The 12506-nt window shown below is 70.8% G+C and carries 13 protein-coding genes; 3 read left to right on the top strand and 10 right to left on the bottom strand.

Annotated features, from left to right (window positions below):
• On the top strand, positions 1-623 hold a 623-nt coding region (locus tag D7W82_RS21210), incomplete at its 5' end, for a hypothetical protein (protein WP_120620093.1).
• Between the two features lie 9 nt (positions 624-632).
• Here the strand turns inward: D7W82_RS21210 and D7W82_RS21205 are convergent.
• The 6 genes from D7W82_RS21205 to D7W82_RS21180 all read right to left on the bottom strand — a co-directional run bounded on the left by D7W82_RS21205 (position 633) and on the right by D7W82_RS21180 (position 6065).
• On the bottom strand, positions 633-833 hold the full coding sequence (locus D7W82_RS21205) for a hypothetical protein (protein WP_014395637.1): 201 nt from the start codon (positions 831-833) through the stop codon (positions 633-635).
• Positions 830-1687, bottom strand: a complete 858-nt coding sequence (locus D7W82_RS21200; RefSeq protein WP_120620092.1) for a hypothetical protein — start codon at positions 1685-1687, stop codon at positions 830-832. Before D7W82_RS21200 ends, D7W82_RS21205 begins: the two co-directional genes overlap by 4 nt.
• Positions 1684-2784: a pilus assembly protein gene (locus D7W82_RS21195; RefSeq protein ID WP_216617474.1), complete on the bottom strand. Its 1101-nt coding sequence runs from the start codon at positions 2782-2784 to the stop codon at positions 1684-1686. The genes D7W82_RS21200 and D7W82_RS21195 overlap by 4 nt, the downstream gene beginning before the upstream one ends.
• Positions 2784-4409, bottom strand: coding sequence for a pilus assembly protein (locus tag D7W82_RS21190; protein ID WP_120620091.1), 1626 nt, complete (start codon positions 4407-4409; stop codon positions 2784-2786). The genes D7W82_RS21195 and D7W82_RS21190 overlap by 1 nt, the downstream gene beginning before the upstream one ends.
• Before the next feature lie 36 nt (positions 4410-4445).
• A complete protein-coding gene (locus tag D7W82_RS21185; RefSeq protein ID WP_120620090.1) occupies positions 4446-5267 on the bottom strand; it encodes a TadE family protein in 822 nt (273 codons plus the stop codon).
• A 174-nt stretch (positions 5268-5441) separates the two neighbouring features.
• The gene (locus D7W82_RS21180) at positions 5442-6065 is read right to left on the bottom strand and encodes a TetR/AcrR family transcriptional regulator (RefSeq protein ID WP_199727800.1); all 624 of its coding nucleotides are present in this window, start codon (positions 6063-6065) and stop codon (positions 5442-5444) included.
• A 104-nt stretch (positions 6066-6169) separates the two neighbouring features.
• On the opposite strand from D7W82_RS21180, the gene D7W82_RS21175 reads away from it, so the two are divergent.
• Positions 6170-7156, top strand: coding sequence for an NAD-dependent epimerase/dehydratase family protein (locus tag D7W82_RS21175; RefSeq protein ID WP_120620088.1), 987 nt, complete (start codon positions 6170-6172; stop codon positions 7154-7156).
• A gap of 10 nt (positions 7157-7166) precedes the next feature.
• On the opposite strand, the gene D7W82_RS21170 is transcribed toward D7W82_RS21175, so the two are convergent.
• From D7W82_RS21170 to D7W82_RS21160, 3 genes are all read right to left on the bottom strand, one after another.
• The gene (locus tag D7W82_RS21170) at positions 7167-9056 is read right to left on the bottom strand and encodes a chloride channel protein (RefSeq protein WP_120620087.1); all 1890 of its coding nucleotides are present in this window, start codon (positions 9054-9056) and stop codon (positions 7167-7169) included.
• Entirely contained in the window at positions 9043-9558 is a 516-nt protein-coding gene (locus D7W82_RS21165; RefSeq protein WP_233587843.1) for a MarR family winged helix-turn-helix transcriptional regulator, read from the bottom strand. The genes D7W82_RS21170 and D7W82_RS21165 overlap by 14 nt, the downstream gene beginning before the upstream one ends.
• A gap of 125 nt (positions 9559-9683) precedes the next feature.
• A complete protein-coding gene (locus tag D7W82_RS21160) occupies positions 9684-10628 on the bottom strand; it encodes a LysR substrate-binding domain-containing protein (protein ID WP_120620085.1) in 945 nt (314 codons plus the stop codon).
• Between the two features lie 121 nt (positions 10629-10749).
• Between D7W82_RS21160 and D7W82_RS21155 the strand changes: the two genes are divergently transcribed.
• The gene (locus tag D7W82_RS21155; RefSeq protein WP_120620084.1) at positions 10750-11664 is read left to right on the top strand and encodes a DMT family transporter; all 915 of its coding nucleotides are present in this window, start codon (positions 10750-10752) and stop codon (positions 11662-11664) included.
• 4 nt (positions 11665-11668) lie between these two features.
• On the opposite strand, the gene D7W82_RS21150 is transcribed toward D7W82_RS21155, so the two are convergent.
• The gene (locus D7W82_RS21150) at positions 11669-12478 is read right to left on the bottom strand and encodes a class I SAM-dependent methyltransferase (protein ID WP_158617703.1); all 810 of its coding nucleotides are present in this window, start codon (positions 12476-12478) and stop codon (positions 11669-11671) included.
• Positions 12479-12506 lie beyond the last annotated feature (28 nt).

Below are 12506 nucleotides of genomic sequence, written 5' to 3'. Positions count from 1 at the left end.
ACGCGGGGACGCCCGCCCCCGCGGATCCGCCCATCGCCCCCGACCGCCTCGCGGAGGCGCGCGCCCTGGTGCCGCCCCTGCTGCTCTACGGCCAGCTCCAGCCCGTCGTGGGCACGTGGGTGGAATACACCGTCCGTTCCAAGCAGGTCACCTTCCCCGTGCGCGCCGCCGTCGTGGGCGAGACGCCGCGTGAGCGCGACACGCTCTACCAGGTGGAGCTGGACTACCAGACGGCGCCCCGCGCCCTCATCATCGCCTGGGTGGCCCGCGCCGGCACCGGCCGCGCCGTGGTGGAGCGGCTGGCCATCACCGTGCCGCCCAACACCCCCGTCGCCATCCCGGTGGACCTCCTCGCGGACCACGCCGCGCTCCGGGGGACGCCTGTCCGCCAGCGCGACACCGACGTGCGCGCCGGCCCCTTCGCCGGCAAGGGCCGCGAGCAGACCTTCCGCCTGGAGTCCGGCCAGCGGACGACCGTGGTGACGGCGGACCGGGTGCCGGTGTTCGGCGTGGAGTCCCTGCGCGACGCGGAGGTCACCTGGACGGCGCAGAAGAGCGGCACCGGGGCCCGGCCCGCGCTGGACTCCGTGCCCCTGTCGCTGCCCCGGCTGCCCGTGCCCTGAGCCGGGGCTTCAGCCGAACGGGTAGCCCAGCACGCAGTAGAAGCCGCGGATGTAGATGGTGAGCGCCGCGAACATCTCCGGCGCGAACGTGGTGATGGCGCCGACGCCGAACATGAACGCCATCAGCAGCACCGTGAACTCCGCCATGGCCTGCCCCCGCGAGCGGGAACGGCGCATCCACCGGTAGCCACGCGACAACCAGCCATTCATCGATTCGACTCCTGGGGAAGGGGGGCACGCTCGAGCACGAACGTGATGAGGGACTCGGGCGGACCGTCCTTGTCGAGCGGCGCCAGCGTCAGCGACAGCCGCTCACCGGGGCGCTCGAAGTCGAGCACCTCCACGCCGCGCGCGAGGCGCCGGTCCGAAGGCGTGTAGCCCCTGGCGGGCAGCTGCGCCCGGTAGAACTCCGCGAGCATCTGGGGCGTGCCGTGCGCCACCTGCGTGAGCGTGGTGCTGCCCGCGCCCAGGCCGTCGTTGCCTTCGTCCACGCGCAGCACCGTCACCGCGCCCGGAGGCTGCGGCAGCGACGCGGGCGCCGTGCCCTGCAGGTGGATGCCCTCGCGCGCCTCCACCAATGAGGGGAACACCAGCGTGCGCGTCGTGGCGCCACCCACGCGGATGGTGGTGACGGCCACCAGCGCGCCCAGCCGCTCGTCGTAGTAGTTCACGGAGCCGCCCCCCGCGCCGTCGTCCTGCGTGACGACGTGGCGGCCCCGCATCCGGAACGCCCGCGCGTAGAACTCCAGCACCTCGCCCGGCGGGTGGTCCGTTTCGAAGTAGAGCATCTCCATGGGGCTGCCGTTGGTCACCAGCCGGCCCATGGGCACCATCACCGCGCCGGGAAAGGGCGGGATGACCCGCGTCACCCGGCCCACGCCGGCATCCGGAAACGGCGGCGCCGGAGGCAGGGCGACCTGGGGCGTGGTGGGCGGCTTCGCCGGGGCCTCCGTCGCCGGGGCCGGCGGGTCCTTCAAGAGCGCGGCGGTGGCCACGAGCGCGAGCAACCCGCCCAGGCCCAGCCAGCGCGTGAGCGCGCCCGTGTGGTCCGTCAGCCCGCTCATGGGGTGCAGGCGTCGCTGTTGTAGTGGAAGTACGCCGCCGCCGCCGTCGTGGACTGCGTGTAGACGGACTCCGGCTGGTTGGAGATGGTCGCGCCCTGGAAGAAGTTCCCCCGGCACCGGTAGGAGCGCATGGGCCAGTTGTCGCCCCGGCCTCCGGAGTTGGAGAGGCCGCGCTTCGTGCGGATGGCGTTGGGCTCGCAGTTGCCGTAGCAGTAGCTGGTGTCGTTGCGCCAGTAGGCGGCCTGGAGCACGTCGCCGGGCACCGTGCGCGTCGGCCGGACCGCGTTGAAGCGGCCCGCGTCCGGCACCGCGCGGATGAGCACGGACTGGCGGATGTATTCGTCGGAGAAGGGGAAGTCGAGCCCCAGCACGGACAGCACCGCCGAGATGGAGTTCATCGCCCCGCCGCTGACGCCCGCGTAGACGATCTGGCTGGAGCGGTCATGCGTGAGCTGCTCCACGCGCGGATACGTCTGCGACGGAGCGTCTCCCGGCCCCCACGCCTTCCACGTGTCGTGGAAGAGGTAGAAGTGCTCCTGGAAGTTCAGGTCCAGCTGGTTGCCGTCGAAGCCCGTCGTGTAGAGGGCGATTTCGCGGGGGATGATGTGGTTGATCAGCCGGACCTGCACGTCCGCCTGGACCGCGCCGACGCTGGGGTCGAACCCCATGTCCTGGACCAGCTGCTCCGGCGAGCCGCCCAGCGCGCCAATGGCCGCGCCCGCGATGCCTCCCACGCCGGCCTGCCCGCCCATCTTGGACATCTCCACGCCTTCGAGCGGCGCGTCCGCGTTCTGGGCCTGGACCTGAACGGTGAGGCCGTTGCGGTAGGCCGTGCCCAGGGTCCCCGTCTTGGTGGAGCCGTCCAGGTCCTGGTAGCGCTGCCGCGCCTCCGCCGCGATGGTGGAGACGTCCTGGCGCATGGTGCGCTCGAAGGCGACGAAGCGCGCCAGCTCCGCCATCTTGATGCGCGCGCGCTGCACCTCCCAGAAGTAGTTCGCCCAGAGGACGAGCACGACGAGCAGCGGCGCCAGCAGCGCCAGCTCCACCGTGGCCGCTCCCCGCGAAGCGCGGCGGACGTGAAGGGAACGGGGGCGCATCAGTAGTTGATGCCTTGAATGAGCCATTCGCTGTCCTCCCAGGCGGGCACCAGCCACTTGAGGTGATCCGCGTCCCAGTGCGTCTGCACGGGCGCCAGGCGCGCGGTCCAGAGCGGGTTGAAGAAGTTGGGCTCCTCCTTCCACGCGTTGGGGCGGTGGTAGATGGCGCGGCCCACCGCCATGGCCATCATGCCGCCCGTGCGCTGGCGGAAGTCCGCCGCGTAGCCGTCCTGCTTGCCGCCCACGTACTCCCAGGTCATGTCCAGGTACGACTCGCGGATGGCCTCGTCGTTGTTCTCCGCGGTGTTGTACTTGCCGTCGCCGCTGCCCTCCATGAACGCGTTGTTCTTCAGGTTCTCCAGCTCGTAGACGGGCTTCTTGCCGGACTTCTCCGCGCCCATGTCCTTGCCCAGGACGATGAGGTTGCACGGGTAGCCGAAGTGGTTCTGCCGCGGGCTGACGAAGCTGGTGTCGGACGTGATGAACGGCGTGATGCCCAGCCACGGGTGGTGGTCATCCGTCTTGTTGGAGCCGTATTCCTGGTGGAAGCCGCCCCGGTTGTCCGCCGCCGCCCGGAAGCGCAGCCGGAAGACGTCGCTCCAGCCGAACAGGAAGCAGGTGGGGCGCACCTCGATGCGGATGTCGTCCGACGCGAAGAGCTGATCCTTGCGGTTGTTCTCGAAGTTCTCGTCGAAGCTCTTGATCTGGCTGTCCGCCGTCTTGCGGATGCGCAGCTCGCCAATGCCGACGCACAGCCGGAACTCCCACCTGCGCCCGATGAGGATGGGCCCCTGGCCCTCGGCCGTCCACGGCCGGCGCACGCCGTTGGCCAGGTTGCCCATCAGCAGGCGGTACTTGGCCATGTTCGGATCCGACAGCTTGTTGCCCGTGACCAGCTTCCCTCGCGTGAGCATGCCGGTGGGGTCCACGCCCATGGTGGGGCTGCTGCTGAAGGGGCCGTCGTCCAGGACGTGCAGGAAGTTCTTGGCGTTGGAGTAGTTGATGTCGCTCGGGTTGCCGAACAGCGAGGACACGGACGCGTTGTTGAAGGACTGCCCGGAGTCCATGTCCTCGGTGACGTCCGCCCGGGGGTCGGTCTTCCCGATGACGTCCCCGTGCCCCTTCGTGGTGTAGAGGTCGAAGAGGGTGCCTGTGAGCATGGCCTCCTGGGCCAGCCACAGCGCGATGTTGAGCGCTGTTATCACCGGGATGAGCAGCCGTGAGACGGTCTCCACCGTCACCTTCCAGGCATCTATCGCCGTCTTCACGGCCGTGAAGACGGCGCCGATGCCGGGGATGTATTGCAGGTACTTGGCCGCGACGCCGATGGTCCGGTCCAGGTACACCGCGTGGCTCACGTAGGACATCAGCGTGAGCATCGCGGAGTAGTGCACGATCATCGCGCGGTTGGTGTACGCGAGGAAGTTGTAGGCCCGCGCCTCCTTCACCGCCAGCGAGTACGCCTGCGCGTCCGCGGCGTCCTGCAGCTTGATCTTCTCGTAGACGCCCTGGCCAATGCCTACCGACGTCATGATGGTGACGGCCAGCACCAGCATGACCACCACCCCAAGCACCATGGCCTGCCCGCGCTCGTCGCGCCGCAGTCTTCGCAGTATCCGGAACATCCGAGGGAGTCCTTCTGGCCAGCGCCGGGGGAGGCGCTAGCCGTCCACGGCGCACGAGGTGGGGCCATGCGCGCCGTTGAGGAGGTTGGACTGCATGCGCATCGAATAGGTGGCCACGACGGGGATGGCGAAGACGTTGCTGTCGGCGAGCGAGCGGATCTTCTTGTGGTCGTTGCTCTTGCCCGCGCCCTGGTCCTCCAGGTGGTCCGTGAGGCTGCCGCCGTTCACCTTCTGGGTGGTGAAGTTGACGCCCCGCATGGCCAGGCCGTTGAGCGCCTCGCGGCCCATGTAGAAGGCGTGCAGCTGCCAGTTCGCGAACGGGATGCGCATCTCGTAGAAGTACGTGATGCGCACCGTGAGGAGGTTGGCCTCGATGACCTGCGCGTTGCGGATGTCGTCGAAGTCCACCTCCAGGCCCGACAGGTGCGAGCCATACGAGGAGAAGAGGGTGGGCAGCTGGCTGCGCCGGGGGTTGAGCACCTCCACCCGCACGCGCTCCAGGTCCACTTCCTCGTAGCGCTGGTTCTGGTCCGCGAGCTTCTCGTCCGTGTACGCGTCATGGACCAGCGCCACGTTGATGAGCGTGTCCACGCGGCCCTTGCCGCCGGACTTGGGCGGACCCAGGGTGGGCAGCAGCGCCACGTAGGCGGCCTTCTTCATGATCTCGCAGTCGCCGCTGTTGACGATGCCCGCGCGCGCCGCCCGGTACGCCGCGTACTCCGTCATCAGCCGCGCATGGTGGAGCGTGCCCAGCTGGAGGATGCCCAGGATGAGGAACACCATCACCGGGATGACCAGCGCGGACTCCACGACCGCCTGACCCGACTCACCGGGATGGGTTGAATGGGACCTTTTCATGGGACGTCCAATGTTCACACAGCGTGTTGCCGGGGTGCCAGTCGGCGGCCCCTGGGTCGCCCGCCAGCCTCCCCCACGAAACAAGGCGCATCCAATACAAGACGTAAAAAGACGGTATCGGGCACGTGGACGCGCCCGTGCCAGAAGAGGCCACCCTGAGGGTGGAGGTGGAAGCTACCGGGAGCGCTTTCCGGGTTTCGGGCCCTGCACCAGCGTGGCGACGAGGGTCTGCGCCAGCACTTCCGCCGGAGATCCCTGGAATCCGGAGCAGGTGAGCTTGAGGCTGATGATCCCGTGCAGCCCGGCCCAGAAGACCTCCGCCAGCTGCTCCGCGGGTGTGGCCTCCGGTGCCCGGCCGGCCGCCTTCAGGTCCTCGCAGGCGCGGACCAGCAAGGCGAAGGACCGGGGGCCCTCGCCGTGCTGCTTGTCCTGGAAGAGGTCCGCGGACAGCTTCGGGTCCTCCATGAAGATGAGGCGGTAGGTCTCCGGGTGTTCCAGGCCGAAGGACAGGTAGGCCTGGGCCAGCCGTGACAGCCGCTCCACCGGCTCCTTCACGGCGGCGGCCGGCTCCAGCCTCGCGAGCAGCTCCTGGAAGCCGCGCACGCACAGCTCCCGCGCGATGGCGTCGCGGTTCTCGAAGTGCAGGTAGAGCGTCGCGGGCGCGTACTCCACCGCGTCCGCCAGCTTGCGCATGGAGAGGGCCCCGAAACCCTCCTTCATCACCATGTCCCGCGCCACCCGGAGAATGTGCTCCCGCAGCTCCGCCCGCTGTCGCTCCTTGCGCTCCGTGATGCCCATGTCACGAGGGTAGGGCTTGACGAAATGAACATCCAGCAATAGATGAACGGTGTTCACAGAACGGTGTTCATCAAAAGTTCGGCCGTTCAATTCCAGGAGAGCGACTGGAGACGGTGGCGTTGTTCGGGGCCTCGGGCGTCATCGGTCAGGCCGTGGCGCGGGCGCTCCAGGCGCAGGGGCGCGCCTACCGGGTCGTGGGGCGCTCGGAGGGCAGCCTGCGCAGGGAGTTCGGCGCGGATCCGCGGGCGGAGGTGGTGACGTGGAATCCGGAGGACCCTGCCTCCATCCGGGCCGCGGCGCGGGGCGTGCGGACCCTCATCTACATGGTGGGGGTGAACTACTGGCAGTTCCACCTGCACCCGGAGCTGATGCGCCGCACGCTGGACGCGGCCATCGCGGAGGGCGTGGAGCGGGTGGTGCTCATTGGCACGGTGTACCCGTACGGCCTGCCGCGCACCCCGACGGTGACGGAGTCCCATCCGCGCGAACCCAACTCCTACAAGGGGCGCATGCGCAAGGCGCAAGAGGACCTGCTGCTGGAGGCGGACGCCGCGGGCGGAATCAAGGGCACCATCCTCCGGCTGCCGGACTTCTACGGGCCGGGCGTGGAGCGCAGCTTCCTGTACCGGGCCTTCGTCGCGGCGAACCAGGGCAAGCGCGCCCCGCTCATCGGGCCGCTGGACACGCCGCATGAGTTCGTCTTCGTGGACGACGTGGGCCCCATCGTCACCGCGCTGATGGACGAGCCGCGCGCGTACGGCCGCTTCTGGAACCTGGCGGGCGCGGGCGCCACCACGCAGCGCGAGCTGGTGAAGGAGATGTACGCGCAGGCGGGCCACGCGCCGAAGACGATGACGATGGGGAAGGGGATGGTGCGGCTGGCGGGCCTGTTCGATCCCTTCATGCGTGAGCTGGTGGAGATGTATTACCTGCTCACGAACCCCGTGCTGCTGGACGACTCCGCGCTGCGCGGGCTCCTGGGCACGGTGCACAAGACGCCGTACCCGGAAGGCATCCGCCAGACGCTCGCGGCGCTGCGCCGCGAGCAGGAGGCGAAGGCGGCTGCCGCCCGGGTCGCCGCGACGACCTGAGCCGGAGCACTCACGCGGGCCGGGGCGCCGGGGGACGCGCGGGGCCCAGGCCGCGCTCCCGCGTGCGGGCGTTCGCCAGCCGCTGCCGGTGGCCCGCGAGCAGGTCGCTGCGGGTGAGGATGCCCACGACCTGCTGGGGGCGCGCGCGGGTGACGACGGGCAGGCGGCCCACGCCCTCGTCCATCATCAGGTCCGCCGCCTCGCGCAGGGAGCTGTCTTCGAAGACGACCGCGGGCGGACGCTTCACCACGTCCCGCAGCCGCCGGCCTTCGGTCGCGTGGCCGTCCAGCAGATCCCTTCGCGTGACGACGCCCACGAGCGCCCCTTCGCGGGACACGACGGGGAAGCCCTGGTGTTTGGAGCCCGAGGCGTCGGACGCAAGCCACGCGCGCACCTCTTCCAGGAGCATGTCCGCCTGGAGCGTCACCACGAGCTTGAGTCCATGGTCGCGCACGAGCGCCGTTCCCAGCGCGTCCGCGCCCAGCTCCGTGGGGATGCGGGCGCCGCGGCGGGCCAGCTTCTCCGTCATGATGGAGTGCCGCATGAGCAGCGCGGACACCAGGTAGGCCGCCGCGCAGCCGGCGAGCAGCGGCAGCAGGCCCAGCGGCTGCCGGGTGGTCTCGAAGGCGAACACCACCGACGCGAGCAGCGCGCGTGACGCCCCCGCGAAGAGGGCGGCCATGCCCACCAGCGCCGCGACGCGCACGTCCACGCCCAGGCTGGGGAACAGCTGCGTGGCCAGCAACCCCAGGCCGGAGCCCAGGCCGCCGCCCAGCGTGAAGATGGGCGCCAGCGTTCCTCCGGACGTGCCGCTCCCCAGCGCGACGGACCAGGAGATGAACTTGAGCGCGCAGAAGAGGAGCATCGCCGTGCCCACGAAGCGGCCGGACAGGATGTCCTCGATGTTGGTGTAGCCCACGCCCAGCGTGCGAGGGGAGAAGTAGCCCACCACGCCCACGACGATGGCGCCCAGCGCGGGCCACCACATCCAGTGGATGGGCAGCTTCTCGAACAGGTCCTCCAGCCAGTACACCGCGCGCGTGCACGCCACGGAGGCGACTCCGATGAGGAGCCCCAGCACGCCATAGAACGCGAGCGCCCCGCCGGACGGAGTCGTCAGGTCCGGGATGGCGAACGCGGGCGCGCCGCCCATGAAGGCGATTCTCACGCCGGTGGCGGTGGCGGTGGCCAGGGCCACGGGGATGACGGAGCGGGGCTTGAACTCGAAGAGCAGCAGCTCCACGGCCAGGAGCACGGCGGACACCGGCGCGCCGAACGTGGCGGCCATGCCCGCGGCGGCGCCCGCGGCGAGCAGGGCCTTGCGCTCGTCCGCGGTGACGTGGAGCCCCTGGCCCAAAAGCGACCCCAGCGCGCCACCCGTGGCGATGATGGGCCCCTCCGCGCCGAACGGGCCGCCGGTGCCGATGGCGATCGCCGCAGACAGCGGCTTGAGCAACGTCATGCGGGGCGGGATGCGGCTCTGGTTGAACAGCACCTGCTCCATGGCCTCCGGGATGCCGTGGCCCCGGATGGCCCGCGAGCCGTAGCGCGCCATCAACCCCACGATGAGGGCGCCCGCCACGGGCACCAGCACCACCCAGCCGCCCAGCGTGTTGTCTCCGGGCGACACCGGCTGCGCGGACAGCCGCCCGAAGAAGGCCAGGTTCGTGACGAAGTGGATGAGCGCGCCCAGCCCCTGCGCCACCAGCCCCGCGACGACCGCGAGCACCACCGCCAGGCCGCTGATGAGCACGGTGCGGGAGTCCACCGCCACGGAGACGGGAGGGGTGCGCAGGCTGGCGAGCGCGGGGCCCATCGACGGGGCCACGGGGAGGCCGGACCGCGCCTCCGCCCCCTCGCCCAGGCCCTCTTCGATGCGTTCCACCTCAGGTTTCTTCATCGGTGTGCTCCTGTGTCTTGCCGCGCCGCGAAGGGCGCGAGGTTTCTTCCTCGAAGAAGAGCGGGGCCACGTCCCCGTCGAGCCCCAGGGCGCGCACCCAGGCGTCCAACCCCTGGACCAGTCCCGCGCGCACGCCGGGCTCCAGCCCGCGCAGCCCGGAGATGAGCCGGGCCTGGGCCATGGGCGGCGCCTTGCGGATGAGCGCGCGGCCCTTGGGCTCCAGCGCCACCTCCACGCGGCGGCCGTCCTCGTCGGAGCGGCGGCGGCTCACCAGCCCCTGCTCAATCAGCCTGGTGACGACGACGGACACGCTGCTCTGGTGCGTGAGCGTGCGCTCCGCGAGCGTGTTGATGGAGCAGGGCCCGCTCTCCGCCAGCTCCTGGAGGATGAAGAGCTGGGCGCCGCTGATGCCCACCAGCCGTTCGGAGGCGCGAGCGGAGACCCGCAGCAGCCGCACCAGCCGCCGCACGCCGTCCATGGCCGCGCGCACCTCGCCGGACACGTCCGGGGACGCCGGCGTTCGATTTGTATGGGAGCCCATATAACTGCCCGCAACCTACGGAGCAGGGGAGGCGGGCACAAGCGAAAGTGCGGGGGATGCCTGGCCGCCTGGAGGCAGGAGCGGGCTCAGCGCCGGGGCGCGCGTGACGGTGCAACGCCTTGCGTCGCGGGCGGTGGCGGTACCGGCGCGCTGTCGCGCTGCGCCAGCAGCCAGTCCACGAAGAGGCGCGCGGCGGGACGCAGCCGCCGGTGCGCGGGGTACACCACGAAGTAGCTGGCGCGGGTGGGCACGACGGGCCCGGGCAGCCGGATGAGGCGGCCGTCCGCGAAGTAGGGCGTGGCGATCTTCTCTCGCGCCAGCGCCGCGCCCAGGCCCTGCACCGCGGCCATCAGCGCGCCGGTGGTGTCGCTGAAGCTGTAGCGCTCCTCGAACCGGGCCCCGCGCACGCCCGCCGAGCGGAACCAGTCCTGCCAGCCCTGACGGGACAGGTCCGCGATGAGCGGGAGCTTCGCCACGTCCGCCGCGTCGCGCACGTGCTCGATGCCCGCGAGCCGCGCGGAGGCCACGGGGAACAGGGCGTCGTCCATGAGCGGCTGCGCGCTCAAGCCCGGCCAGGGCCCCTGGCCATAGCGGATGCCCAGGTCCGGCCCGCCCTCGTCGAAGCGGGTGAGCGCCATCTCCGTGTCCACGTGGATCCGGACGCGCGGATGCCGCGTGGTGAAGTCCGGCATGCGCGGCAAGAGCCACGCGTACGTCAGCGAGTGCACGGTGGTGACCCGCACCACGGCGTCCTCGTCCCGGGAGTGCTTGAGGCCCCCGAGCACGTGGTCCATGTCCGCCAGCGCGCTGCTGGCGGCGTCCGCGAGCTGGCGCCCCTCGGCCGTCAAGGCCACGCCCCGGGCATGCCGCTGGAACAGGGCGACCCCCAGCCGGTCCTCCAGCTTGCGCACGTGGTGGCTGACGGCGCTCGCGGTCAGGTGCAGCTCCTCCGCGGCGCGGGCGAAGTTCTGGTGGCGGGCGGCGGACTCGAAGGCCGCCAGGGCGGGGAGCAGGTCGGTGCGCAGGTGCATGGGGACGAGCCTCAAATCTGGCTCATGTCTGCCACGGAAAGGATGCGCTTGTGAAGAAAGGGCCCCGGCGTGAAGAGAGGGCCAGACAGGAATCAGATTCCTTCCTCGCACGAGGGCCGCCATGAGCGCATCCGGTCTCACCCATCCCCAGGCCGTGACTCCTACCTTCAACAGGGCGTGGCTCACGCCCCTGGAGCTGGGCGGGCTGGCCGCCATCTGGGGCGCGTCCTTCCTGTTCCTGCGCATCGCGGCGCCGGCCTTCGGTCCCATCCCCCTGGTGGAGCTGCGCCTGGTGCTGGGCGCGGCGGTGCTGATGCCCTTCCTCTGGCGCGCTCGCTCGTCCATCCCTCCCGGGCTGTGGCCCCGGCTGGCGCTGGTGGGCGTCATCAACGCGGCGGTGCCCTTCTCGCTGTTCGCCTGGGCCGCGCGGCAGGCCCCCGCGGGCGTCGGGGCCATCACCAACAGCATGGCGGTGCTCTTCACCGCCCTGGTGGCCTTCGTCTTCTACGGCGAGCGCATCGGGGTCCGGCGCGCGCTGGCGCTGCTCACGGGCTTCGCCGGGGTGGTGGTCCTGGCCAGCGGCAGGTCCGCGGGCGCGAGCGTCGCCTGGGCCGTTGCTGCGGGGACGACGGGCGCGTTCCTCTACGGCATCGGCGGGAACCTGGTGCGCCGCCACTTCGCCGGACTGCCGGCCGCCGCGGTCGCCTCCGCCACGCTGGCCTGCGGCGCGGTGCTGCTGCTGCCCTTCGCGGTGGCCACGTGGCCCACGGAGTCCATCGGCCTGCGCCCCTGGTTGGCGGGAGCGGCCCTGGGCGTCGTCTGCACCGGCCTGGGGTACGCGGTGTTCTACCGCCTCATCCAGCGCATCGGCGCGCCGCGCGCCGCCGTCGTCACCTACCTGGTGCCGCTGTTCGCGCTGACCTGGGCCTGGCTGCTCCTGGGCGAGCCGCTGACGCCCACCATGCTGGTGGCGGGCACCCTCATCCTGGGGAGCGTGGCGCTGGGGCAGTCCTCCTCCGCGCCGAAGGCGAAGTGACGCGTCAGCGCCGCTCGAACTTCCAGATGCGGTAGCCGTCGCGGACCGGCCGCATGAACCGCCGGACGAGGAACGCCGGGACGCGCTTCCCGGCCAACTCCAGGGCGCGCAGGGGGACGGAGGTGGAGGACGCGGCCGTGTAGCCCGCCTCCAGGAAGAGCGCCTCTGGCGTGTCCGTCATGTCCTGGAAGGACGCGCCCATGCTGGCGAGCACCGCGTGCAGGTCCGCGCTGTACTCGCGCTGGAAGCTTCCGCGCATCAGGTCGCAATACACGGCGTGGTGGGGGAACACCTGCTGGAGCACCGCGAGCATGTCCCGGCGCTGCGCGTGCGACAGGTACATGAGCACGCCCTCGATGATGACGTGCGTGCGCCGCGAGTCTTTGTAGGGCTCCAGCTTCCGGGCGAGTGACTCCGTCGCGAAGTCGATGGGGAGCCGCTCGAGCGGATTCTTCGCCTCCGTCACCGGCAGCTTCGCGTCCTTGAGCGTGAGGATGGCGGGCTCATCCACCTCCAGCCACCGGCCTTCGCGAAGCCGGTAGGCCCGCGTGTCGAAGCCCGCGCCCAGCACCACCACCCGCGCGTCGGGAGCGCGGTCCAACTCCTCCTGCACCAGCGCGTCGATGATTTGATGCCGCGCGGCGTTGCTCGCGTTGGGCCGGTCGAAGGACTGGAAGCGGGACCAGATCTGCCGCGCCTCGTCATCCATGAAGCGGGACGCGAAGGTGTCATTGCACAGCGGCCGTGGCTTGCGCGCGTCCTCCGCCCGGCAGGCCAGGGTGTAGTACGCGGTCTTCGAGATTGCGTTGGCCAATGTTTGAGCTCCTTGAAACCTGCTCGCA

It is taken from the genome of Corallococcus sp. CA049B (assembly GCF_003611685.1).
Lineage (GTDB): Bacteria > Myxococcota > Myxococcia > Myxococcales > Myxococcaceae > Corallococcus > Corallococcus coralloides.
This window is presented reverse-complemented; position numbering and strand designations above follow the sequence as displayed.

What these genes read in the sequence shown, in the direction of transcription:
- D7W82_RS21205 (WP_014395637.1), bottom strand. Translation starts at nt 833, where the DNA reads ATGAATGGCTGGTTGTCGCGTGGCTACCGGTGGATGCGCCGTTCCCGC.
- D7W82_RS21200 (WP_120620092.1), bottom strand. Translation starts at nt 1,687, where the DNA reads ATGAGCGGGCTGACGGACCACACGGGCGCGCTCACGCGCTGGCTGGGC.
- D7W82_RS21195 (WP_216617474.1), bottom strand. Translation starts at nt 2,784, where the DNA reads ATGCGCCCCCGTTCCCTTCACGTCCGCCGCGCTTCGCGGGGAGCGGCC.
- D7W82_RS21190 (WP_120620091.1), bottom strand. Translation starts at nt 4,409, where the DNA reads ATGTTCCGGATACTGCGAAGACTGCGGCGCGACGAGCGCGGGCAGGCC.
- D7W82_RS21185 (WP_120620090.1), bottom strand. Translation starts at nt 5,267, where the DNA reads ATGAAAAGGTCCCATTCAACCCATCCCGGTGAGTCGGGTCAGGCGGTC.
- D7W82_RS21180 (WP_199727800.1), bottom strand. Translation starts at nt 6,065, where the DNA reads ATGGGCATCACGGAGCGCAAGGAGCGACAGCGGGCGGAGCTGCGGGAG.
- D7W82_RS21170 (WP_120620087.1), bottom strand. Translation starts at nt 9,056, where the DNA reads ATGAAGAAACCTGAGGTGGAACGCATCGAAGAGGGCCTGGGCGAGGGG.
- D7W82_RS21160 (WP_120620085.1), bottom strand. Translation starts at nt 10,628, where the DNA reads ATGCACCTGCGCACCGACCTGCTCCCCGCCCTGGCGGCCTTCGAGTCC.
- D7W82_RS21155 (WP_120620084.1), top strand. Translation starts at nt 10,750, where the DNA reads ATGAGCGCATCCGGTCTCACCCATCCCCAGGCCGTGACTCCTACCTTC.